We start from the raw sequence: 14518 nt of genomic DNA, 5'->3' as shown, positions 1-14518 counted from the left end.
TCGAGATGGCCGCAACGATTAAAGACATTGCCAAATTAGCGGGGGTCTCCACGGCCACCGTGTCACGGGTGTTGGCCCATAAGACCGCCTTCTTTAGTGCGGCCACGGCCCAGAAGGTCCAGACCGCGGCGGCAACCTTGGGGTATCAGAAGAACACGGCGGCCGCTGAGTTGGTTACCCGGCAAAGCCACGTGATTGCGGCCGTGGTCAATTCGACCAAGACCAATTTTGCCAGCCAGATCATCGAGGGTATCCAGGCCGAGGCCCATCGGCACGACTTGAACGTCATCATTTTGTACGCGGGGGATGCCGATGCCGAGCAACAACGGCGGGCGCTGATGACCGTGATTGAACGGCCGGTGATGGGCATCTTACTGTTGTCGGTGGACCTGGCGGCGGAGAATTTAACGTTGTTGCAGCAGTCCCAGCTTCCGTATTGCTTCTTGTCGATCTCCTTTGACGGCGAACGGCTGCCCTACATCACTTCCGATGACTGGCAGGTCGGCTATCTGGCCACCCAGGCGCTGCTTGACCAGGGGCACCGCCGCATCGGGTTGGCGGGCGTCGACAGCGACTTTCATACCGGCCGGTTGCGCGTGCTTGGCTACACGCAGGCCCTGAAGAATGCCGGTATCACCCCGGCGCCGGATTGGGTTCAGCTGGGCAATTACAGCTACGCCGCCGGGCAAACGGCCATGCGGGCGTACGGCGCAAAAACGTCATTGACGGCTGTCGTCGGGGCCAGTGACATGGCGGCCATCGGCGTGATGAACCAGGCCCGCGACCTGGGCTTGGCGGTGCCGACCGACCTGTCGATCATCGCCATCGATGGCACGGAATTGTGTAGTCTGGTCCAACCGTCACTGACCAGCGTGTCGCAGAATTTTTATGAAATGGGCATTGCCGGGGTTCAACAGCTGCGGGCCAAGGAAGCCCTACCGCAGAAGATCACGCCGATCCAGCTGGTGAACCGGCAGAGCGTCCGGCGCCTGAACGGGGATCGGAAGTAGGTTAGGATGAACAACAAAACAGGTCCCCATCGAAGCGCACTTCAAACGCCGATGGGGACCTGTTTCTACTATATAAAGACATTTATGGGAACTGACAAGTGGTGCTGGCTGATGAAGCCTGCCACCAACCGACGACTAGGGGGATTGGCCGGTGGTGGACGAAGCGCTGAGGCGGCTAGCTTACTTGGCGATGTAGGTCGTCTTGAAGTCGTAAGGCACACCAGCGGGATTGTAGTTGATGTTCTTGACGTTCTTCCGTAACAGTTGCGACTTGGCGGCTTGGTACAGTGGGATGGTCCCTTGATCGTTCATCAGGACCTTTTCGGCTTGGACCAACTTAGCCCACCGCTTGACCGGTTGATTACCGTCTTGGTTTTCGGATTCGTCCAGCAACTTATCGTATTGCTTGTTGGACCAGCTAGATGTGTTGTAACTGGAGTTGGATTCGTAAACGTCCAAGAAGTTGATGGGGTCGGCGAAAACGGATTGCCAGCCACTGAGCGTCAAGTCATAATTCTTGTTGTGTTGGCGCGTAATCAGTTGCACGTAAGGAATCGTGTTGATGGAGACCTTCACGCCGGGGAGTTTTTGCAATGAACTCTGTAAGAACTCGGCCGTTTGCTTGCTGGCGTCGGTGTCGGAAACCAACAGGGTGACGGCTAACGACTTCTTACCCGTTTGCTGATACCCCTTAGCCAGCAGTTGCTTGGCTTTTTTCAGGTTGTAGGAAACGGCGGAGCTGACCTCGGCTTCCTGGTCAAAGCCTTCGCCGGTCTTGGGGTTGTTGCCCATGCCAGCCGGAACGAAGCCCTTGGAAACGGTTGAACCATCTTGCAAGACGTTTTTGACCAATTGTTGCCGGTTGATGGCCAGGGAGAAGGCCTTGCGGACGTTGACGTTCTTGAAGGCGGGTACCGTCTTTTGGTTCAGACTCAGGCGTTGGGTACCGGTAGGGAGGCGTTTGACAAAGTTTTCGTTATTCTGATTGTTCTTGACCTGTTGGCCGTCGAGTAAGGTCTCGTCGGTCTTTTTGGCATTAAATAAATTGTAACTGGTCGTGGTGCTCTTGGTGACGACCGTGTTGATCTTGTCGAGGTGGACGGCTTGCTTGTCCCAGTAAGTCTTGTTCTTGGCCAACGTCCAGGTGGTGCTGGTCCCGTTCCATTTGGTCAAGCGGAACGGCCCGTTGTACACGGTCGTGGCGGAACTGGTCCCGTACTTTTTGCCGTATTTTTGCACGGCGTTTTGGTTGACCGGGTAGAAGAGCGGCCAGGCCAGCAACTTCTTGAAGTAAGAAACAGGCTTGGTCAGCTGCACAGTCAGCTTGTAGTCGCCATCGGCCTTGATGCCCAGCGAACTCAGCGGCTTCTTACCACTGTTGACGGCCTCGGCGTTTTTCACCTGGAAGAAGTAAAAGGCGTCTTGTGAAGCAGTCTTGGGATTGACCGTGCGTTGCCAGGAGTAAACGAAGTCCTTGGCCGTGACCGGATCGCCGTTAGACCATTTGACGCCCTTGCGCAGGGTAAACGTGTAGGTCTTGCCGCCGTTGGTCAGCTTGGTCTTGGTGGCCAACGCGTTGGCCGGCGTTCCCTTGTCGTTCAAGCGATAAAGACCTTCTTGCGTGTTTTGTAAAACGGTGAAACTCAAGGTGTCCGTGGCCTTGGCCAGGTCGTTGGTGGCCAGCTCAGACGTTTCCGTCCAGTTCAAGGTTTGGTCAGCCGCGTACTTGGCGCTACCACCATCGCTGTTGGCACTGGATTGGCTCCCACAGCCAGCTAATGTCAGGAGGCTCAGGGCCGCCACCGTTAAAATCGTTCCCTTTTTCTTCATCCAAAACATCTCCTCAAAATAAAAATCGTCCTCATGTTAGTTAAACATAAGGACGATTTCACTCGCGGTACCACCTTGATTTATGGGGGACTCACATCCACCATCTCCGTAACTTCTGTTGCCAAAAGTCGGAAGCGGTAACGGGCTTCAAATCGAACAATCAGCTTCCACCAATTGTTAGCAACCAGGCTCATCTTCACGACTCCGTTGTAAGCCACCTTTTCAGCTACCGGTGGTCTCTGAACTTAGCGGGAGTCACTACTCTTCCTGGCGATGCGTTCGTGTATTTCTAATATGGCTCTAATAATAACGAGGTCGGTTCGGTTTGTCAACAGAGAATTTTAAAATGGTTGGTTGCGCTGTGTGGCGGTGATTTCGGTGGGATATATAGAAAGAAACGGAGAAATGGGGACGGAATATAATTTTATTTATCATGATTTTCACATTTTTATTTTTGGATAATTATACGGGGTAAAACGCGGTACGTGAATATTAAAATGCATCTCCATTATAAATAGATAATAATCAGCTGAAACAAGTATAGACAAGCTGGATAAGCCGGCATAGGATGAGACTAACTGATGAAATGGACTGGATTGTCTAATAACTAAATGATGGAAATCTTTGCGCGATTCGATGGGGTACGTAGCTTTGATTATTTCGAATGTTTTCGGTAAATCCAAGGACAGTTGCTAATAAATACTAGTTACCCAATAACCAGACAGAGCATGAATTTTATTCAAATTGTCTGATTATTTATCACTTGCATTGGCGGTTGTTAGAATAGCGCAAATTTAATTTGCGCGAAACCCATTTGATTATTTATCGTGTTCTGAAGTACCGAGGTATTTTTTTGTTTGGGTAGTTCAGCCAGGTTTAAACCAGACTCTGTAAGGCACCTTGGGTGATACGTGGTAAGTAATTTTTGAAACGGTGTTGCGGTGGTCAGAAGACGCCAAAAAAGAGAACGCCAGCCAAAGCCAGCGTTCCCTTTACCTATACCCTAAAACACAACTACCCAGCCGCATAAGGCACAGGTTTGCTATAGTAATACCCCTGTGTCATCTCCGCGTTGTACTGCTTGGCCAGGGCCACGTCGCTAGGGTCTTCAATCCCTTCCAGCGTGAAGCCCAGTTGGTACATGTCGGCAATCTTGCGCCAAGCCTTTAAGCTGGGCAGCAATTCCTTTTGCCGGTGTTGCAAGCGGAAATTTTGCATGGCGAATTTGATACTGTCCATGAAGGGCAGCACGTCTTGCACGTGGGGGCCCCACGGATTGTCGGTGCCCACGTCGTCGAGACTCAGTTTGATGCCAAATGACCGGTACAACGCCACGTAGCGGTGGAGTTCTTCCAGGCTAGGCGCCTCGGTCAATTCGACGATCAGGTTTAAATTTTTAATGGACTTTTTTAAGTGAATTAAGTGGCCAATCGTCTGGCGGTCCGAGAATTGCTCGCGGTTTAAGTTCAGCGAGATCTCGGGATTGTCGGTGTGGTCCTTCAAGATGTTGGTGATTTCTTGATAGGACAGGGACACCTGCTGGTCCATCGGGAGCGCGGTGAAATCAGTCGGCGTCACCCAGTAATTGTGATGATACGAGCGCAATAACAGCTCGTAGCCCGCTAACTTCTGCGTTGCCACGTTCACTTGTGGCTGGACGAAAAATCGATACATTAAACAGAAAATCCCCTTTCTGGGTAAAAAATGCAGTTACAATCAGCACTGACCATTATACATCATCCTGAAATTATTTTATAGCCATAAAGATGCACGACTTTAGCAATTTGTCCCGTCAAATCCGGGTGGTCGTCCGCTAAGTGACTGTCAACCACGCCCTGTGGTGTTACAGATTGGTCGGCTTAACCCCTAAATTCAACTCGTAAGCGCGGCGGGCATTGTCGCCGGGCTCGGCCACGTGAATGATGCCGCGGTACTGGTAGCCCAGGCTAGTCGCGATGGCCTGCATCCGTTTATTCAAGTCATGTGTGTCGATCCGAAAGTTGCGGATGCCTGCTTGGTAGGCCTGGCTGATGAGGTTCGAGAAGAAGAAATGGCTCAGGTGTTGCCCCGCGAAGTCCGCGCTCAGGGCAATCCGGTGAATCGTGGCGTAGGGGTCGGTCGTGTTTTGCCAGCCCGCACCCGCGATTTCATGGTAATTCGGGTCGTCGGCAATCACCTGGGCCGCGGTCCCGGCAATCTGCCCGTCGATCATCAATAGCCAGCTACACTGGGCCATAATGTCACGCCGAATGGCCGTCTCGTCTGGATACCCGTCTTGCCACTGCGGACTGCCATCGGCCTTCAACAAGGCCTTAGCGTTGCCAATAATGGTCATGATTGCCGGAATATCGGCCATCGTCGCCCGTTTGATATAGATTAAACTCATGAATTGTCCGCCACCGTTTCGTTTAGAATAACCTCTAGGATACCACTAAACGCAGGCGAAGGGATAGCTGATTACTGGCTTACCGTCCGCCCAAGGGGGAGTACGTCCCAGCCGAGACTGTCACCGCCCGCTAGACCGCACAAAAAAAACGGCCAGGCCGCAGCCCAACCGATCTTTCCGCACCTAAAGCGCGCTGTTATAGAGGGATTCAACGTAGCTGACGATCGAGCCGCCGACCAAATTGGCCGCGATGAAGCCGAAGATGGCAAAGGCAACTGCCAGGGCCAATTCCGCCAGCAGGACCGCGTAGAACTTGTCCATCCGCGGCGTGGGCACGTCGTCGATGATGATGAAGATAAACGCGGCGCTGATCAGAATATTGGCGGGCACCAGGAACAGCAAGAAGATGCTCAAACTGGAGAGGTTGCCGGCGCCAGTGATGAGGCCCAACAAGAAGGTGATCAGGTTGAAGATCAACAAGAGGTTGGTCACCCCGGCAAAGTGGTTGAGGAAGTCCCAGAAGTTCTGGGCTTCGCCGGTAATGATGCGCCGGAACGCGTAGCTGATGCCCACGTAGATGGCGTAGCCGATGATGACTAAGAAGAACAGGGTCAGGCCGGTCTTAAAGATCAAGCCGTTGACGTTGAGCACCCGACTCAGTTCGGCGGCTGCGTATTGGTCCATCGTCCGGATGGCCATCGTCGTCAGCTTTTGGCTGAGCATGACCAGCGTGAGCGACAGCAACAACGCTTCGGCGACCAGCGAAATCAGGCCGAAAAAGCGGTTGGTGCCGGGCAAGTCTTGACTGGGATGCCGCAATGTAGCGAAGTACCAGTTAAAATAGTTGCCGGACGGGTTGGCCGTGCGCCGGGCCGTCGGGGTGGGTGTTTCAGTCTGTGCGGGTTGGGGTTGGGCGGCTGGTGTGGGGTCCGGTTGGGCCGTTTCGTTTAGCGCCGCGCCCACCGCGTAGCCACATTGGGGACAAAACTGGGCGTCTGGTTTTAGTTCATTGCCGCAGTGTGGGCAAAATTTGGGTTGATCAGTCATGGTATCGTCTCCTTAATCTTCGTCTTCGTGCCGGTCGTCGGTCTTGACCGCGTGGCCGTATTTCACGATTTCATAGCTCTGAGACGAGTTGTCGTTGCCTGCCGGTTGAACGGTGGCGGTGTACTGGAAGTCTTGGACGTGGTCGTAATCGTAGTTGGTCAAACCAAAGGTATACTCCACGGTAAACGTGACGATGCTGGTACCGTTGGGGCCGGGCTTGACGGCTGTGACGTTGGTATCCATGCCGATGCCGTCCAGGTCGTCATTATCGTTATACCCCTTGGCCATCTTCTTGAGGTCGACGTAGTAGGCATTGCTGGCACCGTTCACGAAGAAGTCAGACATTGGGTCGCCATCGTCATCAGTCGCATCATCGATTCCGCCAAATCTAGCCAGGCCATCGGCGGCTTCAAATAGGTTGCTGATCAACTCATCCGCGTCGCTTTCGGCCATCATATCCTTGTAATCCAAGTCGACGTAACTGCCGTCGTCACTCTTTTTCAGCTTGGTCGTGGCCGTCGTGGCCTTCCCAATATCAGAGGTGTAAGCCGCGTAGACCGCCATGTCGGAGGACCACGGTTCGTTCTTCAGCCGGTAAGTTCCGCTACTGTCGGCGGTGCCCAGCTTCTTGCCGTTGAGGTAAACGGCGGATCCGGGTACCGTGTCTAGGTCCACGGTGATGGTCGTCAGCTGCAGGTCGTAGGTCTTGCTCGACGTGATGTGGTAGTCGCCGCTGTTGGTCAAATTGTGGCCACCAATTCGGCCCTTTGATTGCAGGTGATACTCGCCGGGCACCAGCGCACTGAGTTTCTTGGTATAGCTGTCGGTCGTGGCCGTCGCAATTTTATGGTTGTCTAGCGAAATGACGTTACCCGTGTGGTTGGTGGTCACGGTCGGGTAGACGGGACTAACGCTGATCTGGTATTTCGGGAAGAATAGGAAATGCCGACCAGTTTGTTCGTACACGAAGTTGCCATCGCTGGACCGGCCGCTGCTGGCGAGGTCAGCCTTTAGTTTACTAAGGTCGCGGGCGTGGTCGCTGTAGTAGCGGTTGATCGGCAGGAGTTTTTGCTTGTTGAGCGTCAGATCGGTGCTGGCGCTGGTGAAGTCCGCCGTTAAATGTTGGCCGCTCTTGATGTCACTAATGGTCCGGTCGAGCGTGGCCGCACGGGAGTAATGGCTACTGCCCCAAACGAAGAAGGCCACTAGGACCACGGCGAGGCCGCCGATTCCCCACCAGAGACGTTTCTTTTTCTTGGACCAGGGTTGCCGGGGCCGTCGCGTTGCGGGGGCTGAGGCATTGGTGGGTTGCGTTTGCGTGGGCGTCGGTTGCACTTGACCGGCTGCTTGGGCTGCTGCCTTTAGGTCGTAGCCACAGTTGGGACAGAAGGTGTCAGTCGGGGCGACCGGTTGGCCACAGTTGGGGCAGAAATTCGCCTGGGCCCCCGGTTGATTGTTGGCCGGAGCGTGAAATGTTACTGGGGTCATGGGCGCGCCTCCATTCTAGAAGGTGAATCCACGACCAGCGCCTCGCCGTACAGGCAAAGCTGGCTGGGCTGCATCGGTTCCGGCTGGATCGACACGCGCGCCACACCGGCATAGCCTTTGGCCAGGAGCAGGGCGTAAACATGTTTGAACAAGTCTTCCCAAGCGGCTTTGGCGCCAGCGCGTGGGGCGACGTCGCTTTCGGCAAAGATCAGGCCGGCCGACCGGTAGCCCGCGGGGATATTTTGGTCTTCAGTGATCTTGAAGTTCTTGGTTTGCGCGACCTCGTCGGGGGTCAACTCCAGGTCAATCAGGGGGAAGGTCTGGTCCGCAGCGTGGGGGATCAACGCGTATTCATCTGCGGCGGAAAGCGTCGTGCCACATTTCAGACAGAAATTGGCGTCGGCCGCATTTTGGTTGCCGCAGTTGGAACAGATCCGGTAGTAGGTTTGTTTCATTGGGAAAAATCCTTTCTGTTAGTCGTCGGTGTCGACAGTCTCAAATTTGCCAGTGCTGGAATTGTATTCGGACAGGATGTCGTGAATATCATCGTAGCGGTAGGTGCTGTAGTGGTCGCCGGTATCCGCGTCGTACAGCTTAACCTCGGTCACGTCCGGATGTGCCTCTGATTCCGTGTAGGTGTAATCGTCTTCGCTATCAATGTAATCGTTATAATAAAGCTCATCGACCGCCGTTTGGGCGTTGACGGACAGGTCATCGTAATCATCATTATCGTCGTAGTCATCGTCATCATCATGGGTCGTGTTGTCCGTGACCGTCCCGTTGGTGGCGTCGCTCACGCTGGCCTCATCGTCGTTGGCATTGGTGGTGTCGTGGGCCCGGCGACTGGACTGGGCGATCAGGTCGACGTGCTTGGAAACATCGTTACTGGCAATCAGGTTAGCCGTCGCCTTGGCATGGGAGCGACTGCCGCTGAGCTTAAAGGTGTAATGTCCGGGGAACAGCGGCCCGGCCTTGAAGGTGTAGTGGTCATTTTTCGAGGTGGCCAGCGCATGGCTGTTGGCCATCAACGTTGCGTTGGCCACGTTGGTCGTCAAGACGGGATGCATGGTCGTGACCCGCAGTTTATAAATGGGAAAGACCAGCAGGTTGTGCCCGGCTGTGACCAAAGAAAAGGTGTGGTCGCGCGTCTCACCATTTTTTTGCAGGTCCGCCTTCATCTCCTTGACGTAGTTGGGATGGGTCCGGGCGTACGTCAACAGTGGCTGGACGGTATCTCCGGTAATCTTGAGATTGGGATTGTCACTGATTAAGTGGTCCGCCAAGTCATCACTCTGGTTATCCGTGATGTAATCCGTGATCGTGGCGACCTGTTTTTCCTTACCGGCCTGCTTGTTGTAAAAGGAAACGCCCAAGACGATGACGGCAATCGCGGCGACCGCCAATATGCACCAAACGCCGCGGCTAAGCCATTTAGACCGCTTACCCGACTTAGACGACGTGTGATGTCGTTGCCGGCGAGCTGGCTTGGCCGGCGTCTGACTGAGGTCAAACCCACAGTGCTCGCAGAACATGCTGTTTGCCGCAATTTTCTGGTGACAGTTGGGACAAGTCTTCATAATTTTTCTTCACTCCTTGATGGGCGGGCGTCGGGCAACTATGTATGACGTTAATCGGACTCGCTGAAAATACTTGGCGCCCGCACCCAAATGGGTTCTTAAGTTTTTGCTACGTTTATTATTATACGCCAATCCCGGTCTAGTGGGTGGTTGGTTTTCACAAATGAGTTGACAGGTGTGGGGCCGTTATCGGCAGTGCCTAGCAGATTTCGTAGATCAGCCGAGTTGCTGGCAGTGATTGTAACCGATGCTTGGTGCACTAAAATCCCCTGCAAACGGAAAATGATGTTTACAGGGGGTTTCGTGTTTATGAAAACAATTATGAAAGATAGACTATGTGTCATGAATTTAATTTCCGTTTAAAGGCGTCAACGGTACCACCTGTGACGGGTTACTGTTGTTCATTACATCCGCAACTTCGGTGATAGAATCAATCACATCTGATTGGGGGATGGCAAGCAGGGTCAAAGCTAGGGATTGGTCCTTTGAAAAATAAGAGAAAAGCGGTCGATACGTCCGTAGTATTATTTTTGCAGAGCATGATGCCAGTCATAGCTGGTCAAAGTAAGTCTTGGCCGCGGCCAACATGTCGGCCGTCTGCTGATTCAGCAGCGGGGGCAGCTGGTCTAACGGAAAGTATTTTAAATCCAAGGTTTCGTCTGTCGCCTCATCTAGGGTGTGGCCGCCGATGGGCTGAACCAAGTAGAGTTGTGAAATGACCTGGGTGACGTCGCCGTTAGGGTATTTCGTGAAACCTTGATCGAAGATGCCCAGAGACTTGACCACTTTTACATCCAGACCGGCGTCTTCCTTGTACTCGCGAACCATCGCGGTAGCAAAGGACTCGCCGTATTCCAGGTAGCCACCGGGCAGGCTCCAGTTGTGGGTGTCCGTCCGCAGATTGAGCAGAACTTCCTGCTGGTCGTTGGCGACGATGCCCGCCGACGCATTTAAAATCAGCGGCTTATGACCGACCAGTTCGCGAATTTCCTTAATATAATTTGCCATCAGTCTATGACCTACTTTCTGAGGGATTTGCCCTCAGTATACCGCAAAATAGGGGGATCACGCGCTAAAAAAACGCCGTCCCAGTTATCGTGGTGACGGCGTTTTTTGACGCTGACTGATTAGGAGCTGAAGGTTGGAAGACGGGAATTCAGCTGGAACTACTGTTATCATGTGCCACATGACGTCAAGAATAGTTGTTTACAGCCTCACGATGTGAACTGGCCGCCTATCGTTCGCCAACAGGCGTCTGGTTTCACCAATTTTAGGTGTCAGAACACTGCCGTTCTGGCAATCAACGCTTTCAACCTTTAGTTACTTATTGATCCGCTTGTAGTTGGCGTCGAAGTACTTACCGGCGCGGATGTCGTCGGGCAAGCTAGGGTAAGGCGCTTCGCTGATGACGTCCTCATTGTTTTGGCCAGCGTCGCCCATGTAGGTGATCTTGGCGAATTCAGGGACGACCAGCTTCGGGTAAGTGGCGTACTTTTCCCGGGCGGCTTCCATCACGTCGATGTGTTCGTTTTGGTAAGTGACCGTGATTTCGGGATGGTCTTGGACCCACTTGGGGAAGAAGATGGTCCCGTTTAACTTGCCTTCATTAGGGACGAAATCTAAGGCCACGTCGGTCCCAGTGGGTTCCGTCCAGGCCACCTTGTAGATGCCGGGAACCAGCATCACGATGTTGGCTTCCTGATCGGTCACCCAGCGGCCAGCGACCATGCCGCCGTGGATGCGGTAGTCGACGGTGTGGTCGTTCTTGGCGTACCATTCGTATTCCCAGCCGTTGTCATAGGTGTAAATGAAGTGGGTGCCTAAGAAATCATCAAGCGTTTTAAATGTTTTAGTCATGTGAAAATCTCCTTCTATTCTGCGAGCAAACATGTAATTAATTACATGTTTTAATTTACTTGATTACTATAACGGCAATACGCCGACTTGTCAAGAATTTTCCTTGCAGTTTTGCGGGGGAACTGGTTCAATGAAGAGAGAACGACACGTCATAGAAGGGAGCTGGCAATCATCGGTCAGCGTAATCGATTGCAATACATCATCTTAGGCCTTTTGAATCAGCGCCCTCAAACGGGTTACGACCTAGCGAAGGCGTTTGAAAATGAAATTGGCGAGTTTTGGCAGGCCCAGCACAGCCAAATCTACCCGATGCTCAAGCGGCTGGAAACGGCGGGGGAGATTACCCATGAAGATACGATTGCCGGGGAAAAACTGGCAAAGAAACAGTACTCCTTGACGCCGGCCGGTCACGAGAAACTGGTGGCCTGGGTCAGCGAACCCTCACCGGAGCTGGCGGCGACCAAGGATGAATTTATTTTGAAACTCTACTTTATCAAGTCGGCCGACGACCCGCGGCTCCAGCCGATGTTGCAGGAACAAGCTGTCTTGCATCGGACCCAGTTGGCCCACCTCAAGCAGCGGCGCCAGACGGTCTTTCCCGACCAGACCGCCATTGACCAGGCGTATGGCCACTACCTGATCTTGGACCACGCGATTGGGCGCGAACAGTACTACGTCGACTGGTTGAACCAGTTGTTAGAACGTTAACTAAAGGTTGAACCTAAAATTAATGAAACCAGGTGCCTGCGTCAGGCTAGGGTGGGACCTGCTCTGGGGAACGGCTCCAGCCTGAGGAGCGGTCTTTCGCCTCGCTTGAAAGCCTGGCAAAACCCGCCAGTCTCTCAAGTCGTCCCGCGGTGTTGGCTGAGAAAAAACCTCAGCCAACACCGCCGACACAGCTGGTTCCACCCTGGCTGCTTCCGGCAGGATTGATGACTATCAGCAGCACGGTGTTGATGAAAGACTAGTCGTCAATGCAACTACTATCTGGGGTTAAGATGACTGTTACTGGCTGGCACTATTTTGGCGAATGGTAGGCGACCAGTTCGCCTGGTGAGGCTGTAAACGACTATCTTTGATGTCATGAAGCATGTGATAACAATTCTTCTAGCTGATTTTCGTCTTTCAATCTTTAGAACGTTAAACAGTCAGTCAGCCTAAGTGTTTGGGGGCTGGCTATTTGTTTGCGGAAATTTCCGGGTAACTCGGCACGTCACGTTGCCCGTCCACCGTATTTTTAACGGCCGGGGTGGGTCGCTATACTGGGAAAAGGATTGGTTTAAAATTTTTCCAGGAAAGTGGGAGACATAGATGCGAGTCAAAACAGTGCTAGTCGCAGCCTTAGCGTTAGTGACCATGGGAGCCACGGCCGCCGAAACGGTGCCAGCTCAGGCCAAAACGCGGGTCTTGCAGACCAAGAAGATGAAGAAACGGGCCTACAAGGTCAGTGGCGGGTATTTCTACAAGAATACCAAGCTAAAGAAGCGGGTCCACAAGGCCAGCAAGTATTTGCGAACGAATTTCTATACTTACAAGTCCGCCAAGATCCGCAAGAGCAACGGCAAGGTCGTGAAGTACTACTACGTGAAGAATAAGGCCGGCAACGTGAAGGGCTGGGTCTGGCACAAGAACCTGGTCAAGCAACCCACTTACTCGCGGCAGAAGAAAGATATTGCGGCGATGAAGAAAATTGTGATGGGGATGTCACAAGAGGTGCAGGATAATACGTTGGGGTTATTCCCACACATGAGCTATAAGGCTGCTTATCATGATGGTGCTAGTGGCCGAGATTTATATAACGTTGTTTCTAACATGGCTCTGAATTATGATGATAATGAATCATCTGATATTCAAGGCATCTTGAAAACGTATCGTTTATTTAAAGGACGGTATGGCAGTCGAAATCAATGGATTCAAAATGATTATAATGACTTCGATGATGCGCTAAATGGACGTAATGGCCAGTCAGTTTGGTCAACAGGTTTTGATTTGCTCAATGATATATCTGACGCCATTTCATATCTGAATAATTGATAATTGGTGCTTAAATTTCTAGTCCCTTGAGAGTGGCAATTTGTATGCGCTAGATAAGAATTGGTTGTTGTAAAGATAGAAAAATGGATGGTTAGGGCTAACTCGCGATAGATTTTTGTGAGTTGGCCTTTTTGATAGTTTCTTTTGAGAAAGACGTTTCTAAAAAAATCATTTTTATAAATTTAACTAGCAATAATTGTGTGTTTAAAATGGTTACGATGCGGATGGGATGTTAACATCATTGATGGATTTTTAAAGAAAGTATCAGCATCCAGCCAACAAAGCCATCTTCGGTCGAGCGGATTAACTACTATTACCAAGTAATTAATGAAACAGCGACAGAACTGTTTCACGAACATTTGCCACGCACAAATCCCTCAGTATTAAAATATTAATAATACCCACAACAATTAATACACAAAATTTACAAGAAGCTTGCGAAAAATTTACGTAGCCTTGGTAAAGTGAACTTATCACAGAAAGGGGATATCAATTTCTATGAAAGTTCGTGCCATGTTAGCTTCAATTAGTTGCTCATTAGTTTTACTCGGGGTAGGAGTCGCTCCCGCACAAGCAGCCACGACCCAAGCAGACGCGGCTTTACAGCCAGCAATTTCCAAGAAGGTCAATGCACCGATCAAATTACAGGGAGCGGAAAACGTCCGTGACCTGGGTGGTTACAAGACCAAGACCGGTCAACGTGTGAAGAAGGACCGGTTATTGCGGAGTGATTCGCTAGACAAACTGACGAAGGCTGACACCAAGAAATTGGCTAAGAAGTACCATGTCAAAGAAGTCTTTGACTTAAGAACCAAGGCACAGATTGCCGAAAAACCAGACGTGAAGATTGCTGGTGCCAAATACTTAGGCTCCTCCATCTTAGGGACCAAGTCCAACTACGATAACGATGATGAGGGCATGTACCGGGATATGGCGAACAAGCCCGCCGCTAAGAAGAGCTACCACAAGTTCTTAGTTGCGGCCGCTAAGAACAAGAAAGGCGCGCTGTTATTCCACTGTTCCCACGGGATGGACCGGACGGGAACCTCTGCCGCCATTCTCTACACCATCCTGGGCGTTAGCAAGAAGGACATTCAACGCGATTACTTACTGTCCAACACCCAATTGAACGTGACGTGGGCCAAGCCAGCGCTGTTGAACCTGTTCTACAGCGAAGTGAAGGGCCAATACGGTTCCATGAACAACTACATCAAGAAGGGCTTGAAGATTACCCCCGCCCAAATCAAACAAATCAAGGCCAACTACCTGACGAAGGCCTAAGTGCCCGC

The 14518-nt window shown here is 52.0% G+C and carries 13 protein-coding genes; 4 read left to right on the top strand and 9 right to left on the bottom strand.

The window, feature by feature from the left end; all coding sequences use genetic code 11:
• Positions 1–5 precede the first annotated feature (5 nt).
• The gene (locus tag LKH74_RS06605) at positions 6–1010 is read left to right on the top strand and encodes a LacI family DNA-binding transcriptional regulator (RefSeq protein WP_287788765.1); all 1005 of its coding nucleotides are present in this window, start codon (positions 6–8) and stop codon (positions 1008–1010) included.
• Between the two features lie 180 nt (positions 1011–1190).
• Here the strand turns inward: LKH74_RS06605 and LKH74_RS06600 are convergent, their stop codons facing one another.
• The 9 genes from LKH74_RS06600 to LKH74_RS06560 form a co-directional block, all read right to left on the bottom strand.
• A complete protein-coding gene (locus LKH74_RS06600) occupies positions 1191–2840 on the bottom strand; it encodes a peptide ABC transporter substrate-binding protein (protein WP_287788763.1) in 1650 nt (549 codons plus the stop codon).
• 1014 nt (positions 2841–3854) lie between these two features.
• The gene (locus LKH74_RS06595; protein WP_135368732.1) at positions 3855–4514 is read right to left on the bottom strand and encodes an EAL domain-containing protein; all 660 of its coding nucleotides are present in this window, start codon (positions 4512–4514) and stop codon (positions 3855–3857) included.
• Between the two features lie 169 nt (positions 4515–4683).
• Complete coding sequence (locus tag LKH74_RS06590) at positions 4684–5226, bottom strand: GNAT family N-acetyltransferase (RefSeq protein WP_287788761.1); 543 nt, start codon at positions 5224–5226, stop codon at positions 4684–4686.
• 183 nt (positions 5227–5409) lie between these two features.
• Positions 5410–6273: a zinc ribbon domain-containing protein gene (locus LKH74_RS06585; protein ID WP_287788759.1), complete on the bottom strand. Its 864-nt coding sequence runs from the start codon at positions 6271–6273 to the stop codon at positions 5410–5412.
• Between the two features lie 12 nt (positions 6274–6285).
• Entirely contained in the window at positions 6286–7761 is a 1476-nt protein-coding gene (locus LKH74_RS06580) for a zinc ribbon domain-containing protein (RefSeq protein WP_287788757.1), read from the bottom strand.
• Positions 7758–8216 (bottom strand): zinc ribbon domain-containing protein, encoded by a 459-nt coding sequence (locus LKH74_RS06575; protein WP_135368728.1) that lies wholly within the window; start codon positions 8214–8216, stop codon positions 7758–7760. Before LKH74_RS06575 ends, LKH74_RS06580 begins: the two co-directional genes overlap by 4 nt.
• Positions 8217–8234: 18 nt before the next feature.
• The gene (locus tag LKH74_RS06570) at positions 8235–9338 is read right to left on the bottom strand and encodes a TcaA second domain-containing protein (protein WP_287788756.1); all 1104 of its coding nucleotides are present in this window, start codon (positions 9336–9338) and stop codon (positions 8235–8237) included.
• Positions 9339–9887: 549 nt separating this feature from the next.
• A complete protein-coding gene (locus LKH74_RS06565; RefSeq protein ID WP_135368726.1) occupies positions 9888–10346 on the bottom strand; it encodes an NUDIX hydrolase in 459 nt (152 codons plus the stop codon).
• Between the two features lie 312 nt (positions 10347–10658).
• The gene (locus tag LKH74_RS06560; protein WP_135368725.1) at positions 10659–11195 is read right to left on the bottom strand and encodes a phenolic acid decarboxylase; all 537 of its coding nucleotides are present in this window, start codon (positions 11193–11195) and stop codon (positions 10659–10661) included.
• Positions 11196–11366: 171 nt separating this feature from the next.
• On the opposite strand from LKH74_RS06560, the gene LKH74_RS06555 reads away from it, so the two are divergent.
• From LKH74_RS06555 to LKH74_RS06545, 3 genes are all read left to right on the top strand, one after another.
• Positions 11367–11903: a PadR family transcriptional regulator gene (locus LKH74_RS06555; RefSeq protein ID WP_287788845.1), complete on the top strand. Its 537-nt coding sequence runs from the start codon at positions 11367–11369 to the stop codon at positions 11901–11903.
• A 603-nt stretch (positions 11904–12506) separates the two neighbouring features.
• The gene (locus LKH74_RS06550; protein ID WP_287788753.1) at positions 12507–13229 is read left to right on the top strand and encodes a hypothetical protein; all 723 of its coding nucleotides are present in this window, start codon (positions 12507–12509) and stop codon (positions 13227–13229) included.
• A gap of 498 nt (positions 13230–13727) precedes the next feature.
• Complete coding sequence (locus LKH74_RS06545) at positions 13728–14510, top strand: tyrosine-protein phosphatase (RefSeq protein ID WP_135368722.1); 783 nt, start codon at positions 13728–13730, stop codon at positions 14508–14510.
• Positions 14511–14518: the final 8 nt, after the last annotated feature.

The sequence above is a fragment of the Levilactobacillus sp. genome (assembly GCF_022646225.1).
Taxonomy (GTDB): Bacteria; Bacillota; Bacilli; order Lactobacillales; family Lactobacillaceae; genus Levilactobacillus; species Levilactobacillus suantsaiihabitans.
This window is presented reverse-complemented; position numbering and strand designations above follow the sequence as displayed.